Raw genomic sequence first — 15,334 nt, 5'->3', positions numbered from 1 at the left:
CGGGGTGGTTGGTTGCGGTCAGGGGGAATCTGGGGGATCAGGCGGCGAGGGCTTCGATTGCGGCATCGGCCTTGGCATGGCTTGCCTCGGCATCGACCATCAGGCGGTCGGCGGCGACGATCTCGACCTCATGGATGCCGATGAAGCCGAGCACGTGTTTCATGTACTCCGTGGCGAAGTCGATCTGGCTGCCGACCTCGGTGCCGCCGGAGGCGATGGCGAGGATGGCGCGCTTTCCCTCCAGCAAGCCCTTGGGGCCCTCGGCTGTGTATTGGAAGGTCAGGCCCGCGCGGGCGACGAGGTCAATCCAGGCTTTCAGGCTGGCCGGAATCCCGAAATTCCAGATCGGCAGGGAGATGACGACCACATCCGCCGCCTGCACTTCCGCGACGAGGGTGTCGGAGAGGGCGAGGGTCTCGATCTGGGTCGGGCTGCGCTCGGCCGCCGGGGTGAAGTTTGCACCGATCCAGTCCGCGTCGATGACCGGGAGGCCGGGGCTCACATCGCGGGCGGAGATCTGTGCGGGTGCGAGGCGGTCCACGATCCGGTCGGCGAGGGCGCGGGAGATCGAGGCGTCGCTGCGGGGGGAGCTGTCGATGCGAAGAACGGACGTCATGGGGGTGATCCTGTGCTATCGGAGGCGGCGTGGCCCCGGGGGAGTGCGGGCCCGACCGGAGGGTGGCCGGGCCATGAGCGGGAAGTTGCGTGCGTCGTGTGAGGAGAGATTTAGCCGTTGCGTGGATGAACACAATTCCTCATATTGAACAGGAAATGTGAGTGAGTGCACATTTCTCTGGACGCGACAGTTTAGCGATTGAGACGATATGCCGATTGAGAATTGGGATGAGATCCGCACCGCCTTTCAGGTGGCGCGGCTGGGGACGGTCAGCGGTGCGGCGGAGGTGCTGGGCGTGCACCATGCCACGGTGATCCGACATATTGACAGCCTGGAGGGGCGGCTTGGGGTCAAGCTGTTCCAGCGCCATGCGCGGGGCTATACGGCCACGGATGCGGGCAATGACCTGCTGCAGGTGGCGCAGGTGACAGCCGATCAGTTCGATCAGCTGTCCGGACGGCTCCATGGCCATGGGGCGAAGGTGACGGGCGAGTTGATCATCACCTCGCTGGAGATGTTCTCGCCGCTGATCGCGCCGGTTCTGGCGCAGTTTCAGGCCGATCACGAGGATCTGGGGGTGAAGTTCATCACCGATACGCGGGTGTTCCGGCTGGAATATGGCGAGGCCCATGTGGCGATCCGGGCCGGGCGCAAGCCGGATGATCCCGACAATATCGTGCAGCCGCTCTATACCCAGCGGATGACCTTCTATGGCACGCAGGAGTATCTCGACACCCACGGGCCCATCGTGATGGGCAGCGACTATGCCGGGCACCGGATCGTCGGCAGTGCCATCGAGGAGCCGCGTGCGCCCTTCAACATCTGGATGAAGGACAACATGCCCGCGGATCGCATCATCTACCGGGCCTCGGATATCCGGGCCGGGGGCGACGCGGTCGTTGCCGGGATCGGCGCGGGCTTCCTGCCCATGTGGTGGGCGGCGCAATGCCCCAACCTCGTACCGCTCTGTGATCCCATCGATGCGTGGTCGAGCCGGGTCTGGCTGATCACCCATGTGGATCTGCACCGGACGGCAAAGGTGCAGAGCTTCACCAATTTCCTCAAGGCGGCCGCCAAGGACTGGCCATGATCCCGCAGACCGCGACGAGGACCGGGGCACGTCCATGGCGATGAGCCCGGTCGCGCGGGTGCGCGCGCTGTCGCGCCCGGCTCAGGGGCATCTGGCGATGCTGACCTTTTCCGCGCTGGTCGCGGGCTCTTTCGCGCTCGGAGGTCAGATCGCCAACGAGATCGCGCCCGCTGCCCTGAACGCGGTGCGCTTTGGGATTGCGGGCGGGGTCGTGGGGCTTGCGGCCTGGGCCAGTGGCGGGTTGAGCCGTGACCTGCTCCGCGCGCCTTGGCGGTTCGTGGTTCTGGGCGGGCTCTTCGGGATCTATTTCGTCCTGATGTTCGAAGGGCTGAAGACGGCGGATCCGGTCTCGACCGCTGCGGTCTTCACGCTGACCCCGATCATGTCGGGGGTGTTCGGCTGGATCCTGATGCGGCAGGTCACCACGAAACGCATGGCGCTGGCCCTGGCAGTGGGGGCGACCGGGGCGCTTTGGGTGATCTTCGACGCGTCCTTCGCGGCATTTCTGGCCTTTGATATCGGCCGGGGCGAGGCGATCTTCTTCATCGGCTGCATCTCGCACGCGGCCTATGCCCCCATGGCGCGGCTGCTGAACCGGGGCGAGAGTGCTGCGGGCTTCACCTTCGGGATGCTGATCGCGGGCTGCGCATTGCTGTTCGCCTATGGCTGGCGGGATGTGCAGGCGACCGAGTGGTCCGAGCTGCGCCCGCTGGTCTGGATCACCATGGGGTATCTCTCGGTCGGGGCGAGCGCGGCGACCTTTGTCCTGTTGCAGGCGGCGACCCTGCGGCTGCCCTCGGCCAAGGTGATGGCCTATACCTATCTCACGCCGAGCTGGGTGATCCTGTGGCAGATCGGGTTGGGCCAGCCGGTGCCGAACCCGCTGATCCTGATCGGCGTGGCGCTGACCTGTGTGGCGCTGGTGCTGCTGCTGAAAGAGGAAGTGCCGCAAAGCTGAGCCTGCGAGGCGGGTCTTTGACCGGGCGCAAGGACAGGCGTGGCGCAAGCGGGCAAACAGGTTTCCGAAAGGGGCCGCACATGCCCGCCGCAACCTGCAAGACCGACCTGATCGCCATTTGTGACAAGGAATATGCCAAGCTCGCGCGGCTGATCGCGCCGCTATCCGATGCGACTGCCACCGCGCCTGGTGCGGAGGGTGTGTCGATCAAGGACACGGTGGCCCACCGCGCCCATTGGATCACGCTTTATCTCGGCTGGGTGTCCGATGGGCGCGCAGGGGCCGAGGTGCAGACCCCCGCGCCGGGCTATAAATGGTCCGAGCTCAAAGCCTATAACGCGCAGCTGCGCGCAGCGCAGGCCGGGCTCAGCTGGGCTGAGGCGCAGGCGGATCTGGCCGCGGAACATGCGCGGCTGATGGCGTTCCTGGCCGACGAGAGTGATGAGAGCCTGTATACGCCCCATCTGATGCCGTGGATGAATGACTGGACGCTGGGGCGCTGGGCCGAGGCCTCGGGGGCGAGCCACTACCGCTCGGCGGCGAAATTTATCCGCAAGACCCTTCGGGATCAGGCCTCGGCTGCGGCGGAAGTTCCGTCTCCAGAAACCGCTCGAACGCGTCGAGATTGACCGCCTCGAACTGTCCGAAGCTTTGCATCCAGATCGAGGCGTCGCGCAAGGCGTCCGGCTCGAGCTTGCACCATTTCACCCGCCCGCGTTTCTCCTGGCTGATCAGCCCGGCCCGGGTGAGGATCGTCAGATGCTTGGAGATCGCGGCCAGCGACATCTCGAAGGGCTCGGCCACGTCGGTCACCGCCATGTCATCCTCCAGAAGCATGGTCAGGATCGCCCGGCGGGTGGGATCGGCAAGCGCCGCAAAGACTGTGTCGAGACGTGGGGTCATGGCCGCAGGGCTACCACGCCGCCACGCCAAGGGGTAGGCCCGGGGCGCAGGGCGTGGTCCTGACCCCGTCCCGCAAGGGCGGCGCCGGGACCTGAGCCCGGCGCCGCAGGGGGGCTCAAGTCAGGCTGTGGCGCAGTTTGGGGAGCCGGGACAGGATCAGCGTATCCACCAGCAGCACCGTCAGCAGGGCAAGCCCGGCCATGGGAAAGGCCATGGATACCCCCAGCCCGACGAGGACCGCGCCTTGCCAGAGCGGCAATTCACGCGGCATGGGCGGGGCCGCGAGACGGCCCGCCTTGCTCGGGCGACGCTTCCACCAGAGCACGATCGCGCTGACGCAGAGAAACAGCACCGACAGGCAGATCAGGCTGTTGGCCAGCACGCTCCACAGGCCCAGCGTCCCCATATGCAGGGCGATCCCCACGGCCATCGCCTTGCCGGGCAGCGAATAGTCCGCATAGCGCACATCGGCGAGAACCTTGCCCGTATACTGGTCCACATGCACGGTCCGGTCCGTTGTGGGCGAGTGGCTGTCGGTGCTCATGGAATCCCGGCTCAGGGTCCAGACCCCGGTCGTGCCGCGTGGCAGGTTCAGTTGGTAACGCCCGTCAAACCCGATGGTCCGGGCCAGCGCGTCGACGCTGTCGAGGGTCACCGGGCCCGTGATCCCGGCCAGCCCCGCATCGCTGCCCGAGGCAGGCATCCGGGTCTGCTCCAGCGCCCAGGGCACCTCGCGGCGATCATGGTTCATGCTGGCATGGGTCTCGTCCGAGAGCGGGACATTGTCCCATTTCTCGGCGGGGAAATGGCTCCAGGCCTGTACCATCTTGCCGCCCCAGATCCCGGCCCATGCAAGCCCCGAGATCAGGAAGAACACCAGAAAGAGCGACATCCAGATGCCCACAACCCCGTGCAGGGATTTCCACAGCCCGCGGCCCCGGCCAAGGCTGGGGATCAGGGCGCGGCGCCAGCCGGTCTCGCGCGGCCACCAGAGGTAGAGCCCGGTCGCCACCAGAACGAGGGTGAGCGAGGCGGCAGTCTCCAGCAGGCGGTCGCCGGTCACCCCGAGCATCAGGTCGCTATGGATGTTGTCGAAAAAATCGTACCAGCCACTGCGACGCGGAAAGGTCTCGATCACCTCTGCGGTATAGGGATCGATGGCCACCATGGTCGCGTCGCCGTCAAGATCCACGCGGAAGAGCGCTGCGAGATCATCGCGACGCGGCGCGACATACTGCTTGAGCGTACCACCGGGGATGGCTGCCAGCGCCGCGTCCGACTGGATCGAGACAGCCTGCGCGGTTTCTTGCGGGATCACGGGCGTGCGCTCGCCGTCGCGCCCGTCGATCCAGGCGATCCACAGCATCATCAGCCCGGTCACGGCCAGAATGGCGAGAAAGGGGATCACGAACAGGCCCGCATAGAAATGCCAGCGCCATGCCGCGAAATAGAGTTTGTTTGCGCGCCCGTCGGGCTGCGCAGGTGTATCGGTCATCGTCATGTAAGGACTCCAAGCCTGAGACCCCGGGCCATGCAGGACACGGGGGATATTGAGTTGAAACGGTGAGGTCTCAGGCGCGCGGAGGGGCGCGGGTCAGGCGGACCGGATCGGGGCCACTGGTCTGCCGCAGGCGTTTGGCGACAAAGCCGAAGACAAAGGTCTTGGGCGTTGTGTGGCTCGCCGCCGGGCAGGGGCCACGCAGGGTGGTGAGCGTATCGCTCAACCGGCAGGCTTCGCAGTCCACGCGGGGTGCGGGGCCGTCGCCCTCGGTCGAGCCGCACAGATCAGCGAGCGATCCGCCCGCCGCCACATAGGCGGCCAGTTCCGGTGTCATGTCCGGGCCCTGCGCCCGGTGGCCATAGCCGATCGCCACCAGCGCAAGACACAGCGCGGCGGTCACGGAAAGCCGGAGAAGGCGAAGGGCAATCGACACCATGCTTTCTGCTCTAGCCGGGGCGCGCGAAACTGACCAGCGCGCTCTCGTCGCAGTTGTGCAGAGGCGGGCGCCGAGGGCCGAGGCCGCGTCGCCGGGGCCGGATTCTGTCCTGTCGCAGGCCGGACGCGCCCGAGTGGGGCGGCTCAGTCGGGGGCAGGTTCTTCGCGGCTCTCGCGGTGACAGACCGTGTCGGGGAAGGCTGGCAGCCAATCCTCCCGGCGCAGGGTCCAGAGTTCGTATTCCGGTGCGAACTGGCTCGGGGTCTCGAGGGCCCCGAGGTGAAGCTCCACCTCGCCCGGGCTCTCGGCAAAGACCGAAGAGCCGCAGGTCGGGCAGAAATGCCGCCCCTCATGGGCGCGCGTCTCGCCGGTTAAGGTCACCGCACCCTCCGCATAGATGGCGGCGGCGTAGAACAAAGCCCCGTGATGCTTGCGGCAGTCGAGGCAATGGCAGATCCCCACGCGCAGCGGCGCACCGCGCGCGGCAAAGCGCACCTGACCGCAGAGGCAGCCACCGGTCACCCTATCCATCGCGATCCTCCGTCCCTTGTCCGTCTGGGTCTCAATGGTCTGGTGCGAAACCGCGGGCCGCGCAAGAGGGGCGGGTCCGTCCATATCGACGGTTTGAGCCCTGGCGCAGGGCCCTCTGGCGGGGTTGTCAGAGGGCTAGCGCGCGGCATGGCCAGGTGGCGTCCTTGGCTAAAATCAACCAATCGGTTGAATAAGCGTAGGCCCAGTGATGGCGCTAACGCCGTGGAGGCCAGCTTGTCGCAGTTTTAAAAAATATATCAAATACATGCACTTAAGGCCGTGATGCGCCGCGCCGCAGCGCGTTGACTCTGCCCCACCCTCCGGCCTAGCTTGCGCTCAACAACGCGGAGACGTGTGGCATGACCGATGACCCTCACAAAGAGCGCCTCAAAGCGCTGGAGGCACGGATCGACGCCGCCAAAGAGGCGCAGGCCCCGGCTCCGAAGAAGGATGAGCATTACTCTCTGGCCCAGCATGCCTGGCGGATGGTGGTGGAATTGGTTGCCGGTCTCGGGATCGGTTTTGGCATCGGGTACGGGCTGGACAGCCTGTTCGGCACAACGCCGATCCTCCTGGTGGTATTTACATTGCTGGGCTTTGCGGCGGGGATCCAGACCATGATCCGGTCCTCGCGCGAGATCCAGGCGGAACGACTGAAGGCGGAGCCATCCGCCGAGCGCGAAGGGGACTAGACTGTGGCAAGCGAAGACGGCGGCGGACTCTCATTCCATCCCATGGACCAGTTCATCGTGTCTCCCCTGTTCGGGGACGGACCGGTGCACTTCTACACACCGACCAATGTGACCCTGTGGATGGCGCTGGCCGTGGCCGCGCTGACGCTGCTGCTGGTGACCGGGACGCGCGGGCGCGCCGTGGTGCCGACCAAGGCGCAGTCCATCGCCGAGCTTGCTTATGGCTTTGTCTACAAGATGGTTGAGGATGTGACCGGCAAGGACGGTCTGAAGTACTTCCCCTACATCTTCACGCTTTTCATGTTCATCATCCTGTCGAACTTCCTCGGCCTGATCCCGATGAGCTTCACCACCACTTCGCATATCGCTGTAACGGCGGTTCTGGCCTTCGCGGTGTTCTTCACCGTGACCATCATCGGCTTCGTTAAGAACGGCGCGGGCTTCCTGAGCCTCTTCTGGGTGTCCTCGGCGCCCCTGCCGTTGCGTCCGGTGCTGGCCGTGATCGAGGTGATTTCCTACTTCGTGCGCCCCGTGAGCCATTCCATTCGTCTGGCGGGCAACATGATGGCCGGTCACGCCGTTCTCAAGGTGTTCGCCGGCTTTGCCCAGGTCACCGCCGTGGCGCCCATCGCCATCATCGGCGTGATGGCGATCTACGGGCTCGAGGTTCTGGTGTCGGCCATTCAGGCCTACGTCTTCACCATCCTGACTTGCGTGTATCTCAAGGACGCACTGCACCCGCATCACTAAGACAACCGGCAGGGTCGACCCTGTCTCTGAAACTCAGCAATTCCATCGTAAGGAGACACATCATGGAAGGCGAACTCGCACATATCGGCGCAGGCCTGGCAGCAATCGGTTCCGGCGCAGCCGCAATCGGTGTGGGCCACGTGGCAGGCAACTTCCTGGCAGGCGCTCTGCGGAACCCCTCCGCGGCAGCTGGCCAGACCGCGACCCTCTTCATCGGCATCGCGTTCGCAGAAGCTCTGGGGATCTTCGCATTCCTCGTCGCTCTGCTGCTGATGTTTGCCGTCTAAGCTTTCCAAAGCCATCCTTACGGTCGGGTCAGCCTGAAACGGGCTGATCCGATGTGAAAGAGGGCCAAGGAGGGACGCATGGCAACTGACGCACACGGGGCCGTTGAATCCGCGCCGGGCATGCCCCAGCTGGATTTCTCGACCTTTCCCAACCAGATTTTCTGGCTGATCATCACGCTGGCAGCGATCTATCTGATCCTGACCAAGGTGGCCTTGCCGCGCATCGCGTCGGTTCTGGCCGAACGCAGCGGGACGATCACCAACGATCTGGCCGCCGCCGAAGAGCTCAAGCTCGCGGCAGTGGAGGCTGAGAAAGCCTATAATCAGGCGCTGGCGGATGCCCGTGCCGAAGCACAGAAAATCGTTGCCGAAGCCAAGGCCGAGATCCAGGCGGATCTGGACGTGGCCACTCAGAAGGCCGATGCCGAGATCGCCGCGAAAGCCGCGGAGTCGGAGAAAGCCATTGCCGAGATCCGGGCCAATGCGATGGAGAGCGTGACCGAGGTCGCGACCGAAACCGCAACCGCACTGGTCTCTGCATTGCTGCCGAACGCCACGGATGTGGATGTCTCGTCGGCTGTGTCGCAGCGCGTGAAGGGGTAAGGACATGACAAAACTGATCCTGCCTGCCGCATTCGCTCTGGTGGCGACACCGGCGCTGGCGGCCAAGGGGCCGTTCTTCTCGCTCTCCAACACGGACTTCATCGTGTTGATCTCGTTCCTGTGTTTCATCGGCGTCGTGCTGTACTTCAAGGTGCCGCAGATGCTGAGTGGCATGCTCGACAAGCGGGCTGAGGGCATCAAGGCCGAGCTGGACGAAGCCAAGGCACTGCGCGAAGAAGCGCAGACCATCCTGGCCTCCTACGAGCGCCAGCAGCGCGAGGTTCAGGGCCAGGCGGATGCCATCGTGGCCACGGCCAAGGAAGACGCGGAAGCCGCGGCTGCCCAGGCGAAGATCGACCTGGAAACCTCCATCGCACGGCGTCTGGCTGCCGCGGAAGAGCAGCTCGCATCCGCTCAGGCCTCGGCCGTGAAAGAGGTCAAGGACAAGGCCGTGACAGTGGCTGTCGCAGCGGCGGCCGAGGTGATCGAAGCCAAGCTGGGCAAATCCGAGCTCGAGGCGATGAATGCGGCCGCGATCCAGGAAGTTCAGGCCAAGCTGCACTGATCCCCGATCTCACAACGATTTCGAGAAACCCGGCCTTGTGCCGGGTTTTTTGTTGTGCGGTTGGGGCAAGCGCGGTCCACATGTGGACCGCGCGGTCGCGCTCTGTCCCAACGGACGCGCCATGCGGGGCGCTTGGCCCTCTCGCGGGTCCGCGCCTTCCGCGGGCGGAAGGCGCCACCGATCCTAGCGCTGCTGCTCGTGTTCGAAGCGTTGGCGGGCGATGGCTTCGTTCTTTTCCATCTGCCGCCAATCGGCCAGCGAGCCCTCCACGAAGTCCAGGTGGGTCTGCACCGCCTCTCGCGCGGCCAGCGGATCGCGGGCCTGCACGGCGGCGTTGATCGCCCGGTGCTGCTCCAGCAGCTGGTCCCGCGTGGCGCGCTGCTTGAACATGATCTTGCGGTTGTAGAACACGCCTTCACGCAGCAGGTCGAACATCGACCGCATCATATGCAGCATGATCACGTTGTGGCTGGCTTCGATGATCGCCAGATGAAACTCCGCATCGAGCGCGGATTCCTCGTCCGGATTGCGCTTGGAATGGGCCGCTTCCATCTTGCGAAAGATCGTATCGACCACGCGCAGATCCGTTTCCGAGCCGAGCCGGGCGGCCCGGTCTGCGGCCAGCCCCTCCAGATCCCGGCGAAAGGCGAGGTAATCGAAGACGGCCTCGTCATGCTGGGCAAAGAGCTGGATCAGCGCGTCCGAAAAGGCCGAGCCCAGCACTTCGGCCACATAGACGCCGGCCCCCGCACGGGTTTCCAGTAGCCCGCGTTCCTGCAGCTCGGCCAGCGCTTCGCGCAAAGACGGGCGCGACACGCCCAGCTTCTCGGATAGCTCCCGCTCCGAGGGCAAACGCTCCCCCGGGCGCAGGATCCCGCGCAGGATCAGCTTCTCGATCTGGCGAACCACCGAGTGCGACAGCTTTTCGGACTGAATGCGTTGAAATGGCATGATGCGCCCCCTGAGTGGTCAAAAGATATGACCACAAGGGGCGCGCCGCAACCCGTGAAGGGCGTATCTTTGCGCGGGTACTACCGCGGCGTGATGACGATATCCACGCGACGGTTCAGGGCCCGCCCGGCCGCGTCGAGATTGGATGCCACAGGCTGGTCCTCCCCGCGCCCGAAGGCCACCACCCGAGAGGCCGGAACCCCGTTCTGCAGCAGGATCGACGAGACCGCGTTCGCGCGACGCTGGGACAGGTCCTGATTGTAGGAGGCCGAGCCGGTATTGTCCGTATGTCCGATCACCTGAACCGTGGTCTCCGGGTATTCGAGCAGGTTGCCCGCCAGCGCCACCAGATCCGATTGCAGGGTAGGCTGCACCACGGTGCTATCCACTGCAAAGAGGATGTCCTGAGGCAGGGTCACGATCAGCTCGGAGCCGGTATTGACGATCTGCACCGCATCGTTGTTGAGGTCTTCCTCAAGCGCGCGGGCCTGCCGGTCGAGCGCATCGCCAATGGCCGCACCCACGCCTGCGCCCAGAACCGCGCCCACAAGCGCCTTGTCCCGGCTTTCGCCCGCGCCGATGGCTGCGCCCACAAGCCCGCCAATGGCGGCGCCGGTGGTCATTCTGCGATTGTCTTCGGTCACGGTGCAGGCGGACAGGGCCAGCGCGCCGGTCGTCATCAGGATCAGGGGTGTGCGTAGGGGCATGGGTACTCGTCCTCAGGCGGTTGTTTTCCAGCATATCGGGATACTTGGCCGTGTTATTCAATAGCCAAGCCCCGGAATGCCTGAAATTTGGCGCTCTTTGGCCGACAGAACGGTGCCGCAGCCCGCGCGGTTATCCGGCCTCGGCGAGCTGCGCGGCCTCCTGCGCGAGCATGGCGCGCTTGACCGGCAAGCCCCAGTGATACCCGCCAAGCCCGCCGGATTTGCGCAGCGCCCGGTGGCATGGGATCAACCAGCTGACCGGATTGCGCCCGACGGCAGTGCCCACGGCGCGCACGGCCTTGGGGGATCCAATGGACTGGGCAATCTCGGAATAGGTCGTCACATGGCCCGACGGGATGCGCAGCAACGCCTCCCAGACCTTGATCTGGAACGGGGCCCCGATCAGGTAGAGCGGGGCCTTGGCCAGATCTCCATCCTCGGCCCCAAAGGCCGCCAGAGCCCAGGGCCGCAGCCCCATCGGGTCCTCGACGAAATCCGCATTGGGCCAGCGCGCGACCATATCCTCCATCGCGGCCTCCGTCCCGGTCTCGGAGGCAAAGGCGATCCCGCAGATCCCCTTATCGGTCCCCATCACCAGTGCGAGGCCGAAGGGGCTGTCGAACCAGCCCCAGCGAATGGCGAGCCCGGCCCCCTTGCGGGCAAACTCCCCGGGGCTCATGGCCTCCCATGTCACGAAGAGATCATGGAGCCGCCCGGACCCCGAAAGACCCAGCTCCCCCGCCGCCTCCAGCGTCGTGAAGCGCTCGGCAAGCAGGGCCTTGGCATGGTCGAGGGTCAGGTATTGCTGGTACCGCTTGGGCGAGACCCCGACCCAGGCCGAGAAGGTGCGCTGCAGATGGGCCGGGCTCATCCCGATCCGGGTCGCCAGATCCTCCAGCGGCAGGGGCGCGCCGCCCGCGGCATCGATCTCGTCAATCGCGCGGCGGATCACGCCGTAATGGTAGCGGTCATCGGTCATCGGGTCGGTCATGATCTGGGTCTTGGCGGGGTCGGACATCTCGGGCCTCCTGTTCCTTCCAAGCTAATCCTCCGCGCGCGGCCGAGCGACCCGAATTTTGCGCATTTGCGCCGCTTGCCCCGAGGCCGCGCATTGGGCATATGAGCGCGGATGGCCAAGCAACTCGATTATCACACGATCCGCGAGATCTTCACCCGGTTCCAGACCGCTGAGGCGGAGCCGAAGGGCGAGCTCAACCATGTGAATGCCTACACGCTGGTGGTGGCCGTGGCGCTGAGTGCGCAGGCGACAGATGCCGGGGTGAACAAGGCGACCGAGGCGCTGTTCAAGATCGCCGATACGCCGGAGAAGATGCTGGAGCTGGGCGAAGAGGGCGTGATCGCGCATATCAAGACGATTGGGCTCTACCGCAACAAGGCCAAGAACGTCATCAAGCTCAGCCGGATTCTGGTCGAGGAGTATGGCGGTGAGGTCCCGAACTCGCGCGCAGCACTCGAAAGCCTGCCGGGCGTGGGGCGCAAGACCGCCAATGTGGTGCTGAACATGTGGTGGGGCCACCCGAGCCAGGCCGTGGACACCCATATCTTTCGGATCGGGAACCGGACCGGGATTTGCCCGGGCAAGGATGTGGTCGCCGTGGAACGGGCCATCGAGGATCACATCCCCGTCGATTTCCAGCACCACGCCCATCACTGGCTGATCCTGCATGGCCGCTACATCTGCAAGGCGCGCAAACCTGCCTGCGGCGCCTGCCTGATCCGCGATCTCTGCCCCTTCGAGGACAAGACCGAATGAGCCGGATCAACGTGGCCTCGGGCTCGCCCATGGAGCCGGTGATCGGCTTTTCCCGCGCTGTGCGGATCGGCGAGATCGTGGCCGTGGCGGGCACCGCTCCCATCGCCGAGGCCGGTGGCACGGCCTGCCCGGGTGATGTCTATGGCCAGACCCTGCGCTGTCTCGAGATCGGGCTGGCCGCACTGGCCGAGGCTGGCGCGCGCCCGGAGGATGTGCTGCGCAGCCGGATCCTGCTGACCGATGCCGGGACATGGCAGGAGGCCGCCCGCGCCCATGGCGAGGTGTTCGGCGCGATCCGCCCGGCCTGCACCTTTGTCGAAGTGAGCCGCTTTATCGATCCGACCTGGTTGGTCGAAACCGAACTTGATGCTGTCGTAAAGGACCCTGCCCCATGACCCACCCGTTTCAGGTTGTCGGCATCGGCAACGCGATTGTCGATGTGCTCGCCCAGACCGATGACAGCTTTCTCGACCATATGGGGATCGAGAAGGGGATCATGCAGCTGGTCGAACGCTCCCGCGCCGAGATGCTCTATGCGGCCATGTCCGAACGCGTGCAGGCACCTGGCGGGTCGGTGGCCAATACGCTGGCGGGGCTGGGGGAGCTCGGTCTGCGCTGCGCGTTCATCGGACGGGTCAAGGATGATGCGCTCGGGCGGTTCTATGCCCAGGGCATGGAGGCCGAGGGCACGGCCTTTCCCAACCCGCCGCAGCCGGATGTCGAGGCACCGACCTCGCGCTCGATGATCTTCGTCACGCCGGATGGCGAGCGGTCCATGAACACCTATCTCGGTGCCGGTGCGGATCTGGGGCCCGAAGATGTGTCTGAGACCGTGTTCGATCAGGTGGGGTTGCTGTTCCTCGAGGGGTATCTCTTCGACAAGGTGCCGGGCAAAGCCGCCTTCGAGGCGGCTGCTCGGTTTGCGCGCACGGGCGGCGGGCAGGCCGGGATCACCCTGTCGGACCCGTTCTGCGTCGACCGGCACAGGGCGGATTTCCAACGGCTGGTGGCTGATGAGCTGACCTTCGTGATCGGCAATGAGCATGAGTACAAAGCGCTCTACGAGACCGAGGATCTGGACGCGGCTCTGGCGCAAGCGGCATCGGTTTGCGAGCTCGTGGTCTGCACACGCTCGGGCGATCCGGTCGTCGCCATCCGTGGAGCAGAGCGGGTGCAGGTGCCCGTGACCCGCGTGGTGCCCGTGGATGCCACCGGGGCCGGGGATCAGTTCGCCGCCGGGTTCCTCTATGGTCTGGCGACGGGCCAGACGCTGGAGACCTGCGGGCGCATGGGGGTGATCGCAGCGGCCGAAGTGATCAGCCATTTCGGGGCGCGCCCCAAAACGGATGTCCGCGCTAGATTTGTGGCCGAAGACCTGCTGTGACCGTCAGTCAAACGGAGCGCCTTCGGCGCACATGATTTTTTCCGCCCCTGATCGGGGCGGGGCCTCCTGCGGGGATATTTGACGACTTAAGATGCTGAGCTTTGGGCTTCATTGTTCCCCAAATACTCAAACCCCTAACCGTGGCGCGCCGCCACCGTCTTGAGTTGCGAGAATCCGTACAGCGCCTCGAACCCTTTTTCCCGTCCGTGACCGGATTTACCGAAGCCGCCAAAGGGCAGCTCGACACCCCCGCCCGCGCCATAGGTGTTAAGAAAGACCTGCCCCGCGCGCAGACGTTTGGCGAGGCGCATCTGACGCCCGCCGTCCCGGCTCCAGACCGCTGCAACGAGGCCAAACTCGGTGCCGTTGGCGATGGCTATTGCCTCCTCCTCGGTGTCGAAGGGGAGAAGGATCTGGACGGGGCCAAAGATCTCCTGTTGGGCGAGCGGGTGATCCGGACCCATGCCCGAGAGGAGATGCGGGACCACATAAGCGCCGGTCTCGGGGGCGTCCGGGCTCAGCCGCCCCGTGGCCCGGATATGAGCGGGATCGGCGAGGGCGAGCATCTCGGTCACGCGGGCCTTTTGGCGGGCGGAGATCAGCGGGCCGATCTTGGGGTCACTGCGGGCGGGCCCCACGGTGAGCGTGCCATAGGCTTCGGCCATGCGGTCGGCGACCGTGTCGAAGATCGGGGCTTCGATCAGGATCCGAGACGCGGCCGAGCAGGTCTGCCCGGCATTCTGGACCCCGGCATTGAGGAGAAAGGGCAAGGCGGCATCGAGATCTGCATCGGCGAAGACGAGCTGCGGGGACTTGCCGCCCAGCTCCAGCGTCACGGGTGTGATCTGACCGGCGGCGGCGGCCTGCACCGCACTGCCCACGGGCACGGAGCCTGTGAAGCTCATATGGTCGACCCCGGGATGGGCGCTCAGGGCCGCGCCCGCCTCGGGGCCCAGCCCGGGCACCACATTGAGCGCACCGGGCGGCAGGCCTGCCTCCTCGGCAAGCCGGGCGAAGGCCAGCGCGGTCAGGCAGGCCTCCTCGGCGGGTTTGAGCACGCAGGCATTGCCCATGGCGAGGGCCGCCCCGACGGAGCGTCCGATGATCTGCATCGGGTAGTTCCAGGGGACGATATGACCCGTCACCCCGTGGGGTTCGCGCAAGGTATAGACCGTGTAGCCGTCCATATAGGGGATGGTCTCGCCCATGATCTTGTCGGCGGCCCCGCCATAGAATTCCAGATAGCGGGCCAGGGCGAGCGCGTCGGCGCGGGCCTGTCCCAGGGGCTTGCCCACATCGCGGGCTTCCATGTCTGCCAGCCGGTCCGCCTCGCGCAGGACCAATGCGCCGAGGCGGCTCAGCAACCGGCCCCGCTCGGTCGCGCTGTGGCGTCCCCAGTCGCCGTCCAGGGCGGCCTGCGCCGCTGCGACAGCCCGGTCGATATCGACCGGGCCACCGCGCGCGATCTCGGCCAGAGGACGACCATCGGACGGATCGATCAGGACCACCGTTTCGCCGCTGGCGCAGGGGCCCCAGGCCCCGCCGATCAGGATTTCATGGCTCGGAAAGCCCGGGTCGTAGGTCATG

Annotated in this window: 20 protein-coding genes; 11 read left to right on the top strand and 9 right to left on the bottom strand. The window is 65.6% G+C overall.

What is annotated here, in order from left to right; translation table 11 throughout:
- Positions 1 to 37: 37 nt before the first annotated feature.
- Positions 38 to 616 carry an FMN-dependent NADH-azoreductase gene (locus tag ACP150_RS17780; protein ID WP_424968030.1) on the bottom strand — a complete coding sequence of 193 codons (579 nt, stop codon included), beginning with the start codon at positions 614 to 616 and terminating at the stop codon, positions 38 to 40.
- A 214-nt stretch (positions 617 to 830) separates the two neighbouring features.
- On the opposite strand from ACP150_RS17780, the gene ACP150_RS17775 reads away from it, so the two are divergent.
- From ACP150_RS17775 to ACP150_RS17765, 3 genes are all read left to right on the top strand, one after another.
- The gene (locus tag ACP150_RS17775) at positions 831 to 1,706 is read left to right on the top strand and encodes a LysR family transcriptional regulator (RefSeq protein ID WP_424968110.1); all 876 of its coding nucleotides are present in this window, start codon (positions 831 to 833) and stop codon (positions 1,704 to 1,706) included.
- A gap of 40 nt (positions 1,707 to 1,746) precedes the next feature.
- Positions 1,747 to 2,664 (top strand): DMT family transporter, encoded by a 918-nt coding sequence (locus tag ACP150_RS17770; protein ID WP_424968109.1) that lies wholly within the window; start codon positions 1,747 to 1,749, stop codon positions 2,662 to 2,664.
- 80 nt (positions 2,665 to 2,744) lie between these two features.
- Positions 2,745 to 3,293: a ClbS/DfsB family four-helix bundle protein gene (locus ACP150_RS17765; protein WP_424968029.1), complete on the top strand. Its 549-nt coding sequence runs from the start codon at positions 2,745 to 2,747 to the stop codon at positions 3,291 to 3,293.
- Here the strand turns inward: ACP150_RS17765 and ACP150_RS17760 are convergent.
- From ACP150_RS17760 to ACP150_RS17745, 4 genes are all read right to left on the bottom strand, one after another.
- Positions 3,211 to 3,567, bottom strand: coding sequence for an ArsR/SmtB family transcription factor (locus tag ACP150_RS17760; protein WP_424968028.1), 357 nt, complete (start codon positions 3,565 to 3,567; stop codon positions 3,211 to 3,213). The two genes, ACP150_RS17765 and ACP150_RS17760, sit on opposite strands and share 83 nt — an antisense overlap.
- Positions 3,568 to 3,682: 115 nt before the next feature.
- Positions 3,683 to 5,068 carry a PepSY-associated TM helix domain-containing protein gene (locus tag ACP150_RS17755; RefSeq protein WP_424968027.1) on the bottom strand — a complete coding sequence of 462 codons (1,386 nt, stop codon included), beginning with the start codon at positions 5,066 to 5,068 and terminating at the stop codon, positions 3,683 to 3,685.
- Positions 5,069 to 5,138: 70 nt separating this feature from the next.
- Positions 5,139 to 5,504 carry a hypothetical protein gene (locus ACP150_RS17750; protein WP_424968026.1) on the bottom strand — a complete coding sequence of 122 codons (366 nt, stop codon included), beginning with the start codon at positions 5,502 to 5,504 and terminating at the stop codon, positions 5,139 to 5,141.
- A gap of 143 nt (positions 5,505 to 5,647) precedes the next feature.
- Entirely contained in the window at positions 5,648 to 6,034 is a 387-nt protein-coding gene (locus ACP150_RS17745) for a GFA family protein (RefSeq protein ID WP_424968025.1), read from the bottom strand.
- Positions 6,035 to 6,393: 359 nt separating this feature from the next.
- Here ACP150_RS17745 and ACP150_RS17740 point away from each other — a divergent pair, with 359 nt between their 5' ends.
- The 5 genes from ACP150_RS17740 to ACP150_RS17720 all read left to right on the top strand — a co-directional run bounded on the left by ACP150_RS17740 (position 6,394) and on the right by ACP150_RS17720 (position 8,931).
- On the top strand, positions 6,394 to 6,726 hold the full coding sequence (locus tag ACP150_RS17740) for an AtpZ/AtpI family protein (protein WP_424968024.1): 333 nt from the start codon (positions 6,394 to 6,396) through the stop codon (positions 6,724 to 6,726).
- A gap of 42 nt (positions 6,727 to 6,768) precedes the next feature.
- On the top strand, positions 6,769 to 7,476 hold the full coding sequence (locus ACP150_RS17735; protein ID WP_424968023.1) for a F0F1 ATP synthase subunit A: 708 nt from the start codon (positions 6,769 to 6,771) through the stop codon (positions 7,474 to 7,476).
- A 62-nt stretch (positions 7,477 to 7,538) separates the two neighbouring features.
- Positions 7,539 to 7,763, top strand: coding sequence for a F0F1 ATP synthase subunit C (locus tag ACP150_RS17730; protein ID WP_012179690.1), 225 nt, complete (start codon positions 7,539 to 7,541; stop codon positions 7,761 to 7,763).
- A gap of 78 nt (positions 7,764 to 7,841) precedes the next feature.
- Positions 7,842 to 8,366 (top strand): F0F1 ATP synthase subunit B', encoded by a 525-nt coding sequence (locus ACP150_RS17725; RefSeq protein WP_424968022.1) that lies wholly within the window; start codon positions 7,842 to 7,844, stop codon positions 8,364 to 8,366.
- A gap of 4 nt (positions 8,367 to 8,370) precedes the next feature.
- Positions 8,371 to 8,931 (top strand): F0F1 ATP synthase subunit B, encoded by a 561-nt coding sequence (locus tag ACP150_RS17720; RefSeq protein WP_424968021.1) that lies wholly within the window; start codon positions 8,371 to 8,373, stop codon positions 8,929 to 8,931.
- Positions 8,932 to 9,114: 183 nt separating this feature from the next.
- Here ACP150_RS17720 and ACP150_RS17715 read toward each other — a convergent pair whose 3' ends face one another.
- From ACP150_RS17715 to ACP150_RS17705, 3 genes are all read right to left on the bottom strand, one after another.
- Positions 9,115 to 9,882, bottom strand: a complete 768-nt coding sequence (locus ACP150_RS17715; protein WP_424968020.1) for a FadR/GntR family transcriptional regulator — start codon at positions 9,880 to 9,882, stop codon at positions 9,115 to 9,117.
- Positions 9,883 to 9,962: 80 nt separating this feature from the next.
- Positions 9,963 to 10,589 (bottom strand): OmpA family protein, encoded by a 627-nt coding sequence (locus tag ACP150_RS17710; protein ID WP_424968019.1) that lies wholly within the window; start codon positions 10,587 to 10,589, stop codon positions 9,963 to 9,965.
- 130 nt (positions 10,590 to 10,719) lie between these two features.
- On the bottom strand, positions 10,720 to 11,607 hold the full coding sequence (locus ACP150_RS17705) for a methylated-DNA--[protein]-cysteine S-methyltransferase (protein ID WP_424968018.1): 888 nt from the start codon (positions 11,605 to 11,607) through the stop codon (positions 10,720 to 10,722).
- Between the two features lie 111 nt (positions 11,608 to 11,718).
- On the opposite strand from ACP150_RS17705, the gene nth reads away from it, so the two are divergent.
- From nth to ACP150_RS17690, 3 genes are read left to right on the top strand one after another with little or no spacing between them, the layout of a single operon-like run.
- Positions 11,719 to 12,363 (top strand): endonuclease III, encoded by a 645-nt coding sequence (gene nth / locus ACP150_RS17700; RefSeq protein WP_424968017.1) that lies wholly within the window; start codon positions 11,719 to 11,721, stop codon positions 12,361 to 12,363.
- Positions 12,360 to 12,758 (top strand): Rid family hydrolase, encoded by a 399-nt coding sequence (locus ACP150_RS17695; protein ID WP_424968016.1) that lies wholly within the window; start codon positions 12,360 to 12,362, stop codon positions 12,756 to 12,758. The genes nth and ACP150_RS17695 overlap by 4 nt, the downstream gene beginning before the upstream one ends.
- Positions 12,755 to 13,747, top strand: coding sequence for an adenosine kinase (locus tag ACP150_RS17690; RefSeq protein WP_424968015.1), 993 nt, complete (start codon positions 12,755 to 12,757; stop codon positions 13,745 to 13,747). The genes ACP150_RS17695 and ACP150_RS17690 overlap by 4 nt, the downstream gene beginning before the upstream one ends.
- A 134-nt stretch (positions 13,748 to 13,881) precedes the next feature.
- Here the strand turns inward: ACP150_RS17690 and ACP150_RS17685 are convergent, their stop codons facing one another.
- Complete coding sequence (locus tag ACP150_RS17685; protein ID WP_424968014.1) at positions 13,882 to 15,333, bottom strand: aldehyde dehydrogenase family protein; 1,452 nt, start codon at positions 15,331 to 15,333, stop codon at positions 13,882 to 13,884.
- Position 15,334: the final 1 nt, after the last annotated feature.

This window comes from Dinoroseobacter sp. S375, assembly GCF_049800775.1.
Lineage (GTDB): Bacteria > Pseudomonadota > Alphaproteobacteria > Rhodobacterales > Rhodobacteraceae > Dinoroseobacter.
The sequence above is the reverse complement of the archived record's forward strand: the minus strand, read 5'-3'. Positions and strand labels throughout refer to the sequence as shown.

Coding starts and splice junctions, on each gene's coding strand:
- ACP150_RS17780 (WP_424968030.1), bottom strand. CDS start 616: ATGACGTCCGTTCTTCGCATCGACAGCTCCCCCCGCAGCGACGCCTCG.
- ACP150_RS17770 (WP_424968109.1), top strand. CDS start 1,747: ATGAGCCCGGTCGCGCGGGTGCGCGCGCTGTCGCGCCCGGCTCAGGGG.
- ACP150_RS17765 (WP_424968029.1), top strand. CDS start 2,745: ATGCCCGCCGCAACCTGCAAGACCGACCTGATCGCCATTTGTGACAAG.
- ACP150_RS17760 (WP_424968028.1), bottom strand. CDS start 3,567: ATGACCCCACGTCTCGACACAGTCTTTGCGGCGCTTGCCGATCCCACC.
- ACP150_RS17755 (WP_424968027.1), bottom strand. CDS start 5,068: ATGACGATGACCGATACACCTGCGCAGCCCGACGGGCGCGCAAACAAA.
- ACP150_RS17750 (WP_424968026.1), bottom strand. CDS start 5,504: ATGGTGTCGATTGCCCTTCGCCTTCTCCGGCTTTCCGTGACCGCCGCG.
- ACP150_RS17745 (WP_424968025.1), bottom strand. CDS start 6,034: ATGGATAGGGTGACCGGTGGCTGCCTCTGCGGTCAGGTGCGCTTTGCC.
- ACP150_RS17740 (WP_424968024.1), top strand. CDS start 6,394: ATGACCGATGACCCTCACAAAGAGCGCCTCAAAGCGCTGGAGGCACGG.
- ACP150_RS17735 (WP_424968023.1), top strand. CDS start 6,769: ATGGACCAGTTCATCGTGTCTCCCCTGTTCGGGGACGGACCGGTGCAC.
- ACP150_RS17730 (WP_012179690.1), top strand. CDS start 7,539: ATGGAAGGCGAACTCGCACATATCGGCGCAGGCCTGGCAGCAATCGGT.
- ACP150_RS17725 (WP_424968022.1), top strand. CDS start 7,842: ATGGCAACTGACGCACACGGGGCCGTTGAATCCGCGCCGGGCATGCCC.
- ACP150_RS17720 (WP_424968021.1), top strand. CDS start 8,371: ATGACAAAACTGATCCTGCCTGCCGCATTCGCTCTGGTGGCGACACCG.
- ACP150_RS17715 (WP_424968020.1), bottom strand. CDS start 9,882: ATGCCATTTCAACGCATTCAGTCCGAAAAGCTGTCGCACTCGGTGGTT.
- ACP150_RS17710 (WP_424968019.1), bottom strand. CDS start 10,589: ATGCCCCTACGCACACCCCTGATCCTGATGACGACCGGCGCGCTGGCC.
- ACP150_RS17705 (WP_424968018.1), bottom strand. CDS start 11,607: ATGTCCGACCCCGCCAAGACCCAGATCATGACCGACCCGATGACCGAT.
- nth (WP_424968017.1), top strand. CDS start 11,719: ATGGCCAAGCAACTCGATTATCACACGATCCGCGAGATCTTCACCCGG.
- ACP150_RS17695 (WP_424968016.1), top strand. CDS start 12,360: ATGAGCCGGATCAACGTGGCCTCGGGCTCGCCCATGGAGCCGGTGATC.
- ACP150_RS17690 (WP_424968015.1), top strand. CDS start 12,755: ATGACCCACCCGTTTCAGGTTGTCGGCATCGGCAACGCGATTGTCGAT.
- ACP150_RS17685 (WP_424968014.1), bottom strand. CDS start 15,333: ATGACCTACGACCCGGGCTTTCCGAGCCATGAAATCCTGATCGGCGGG.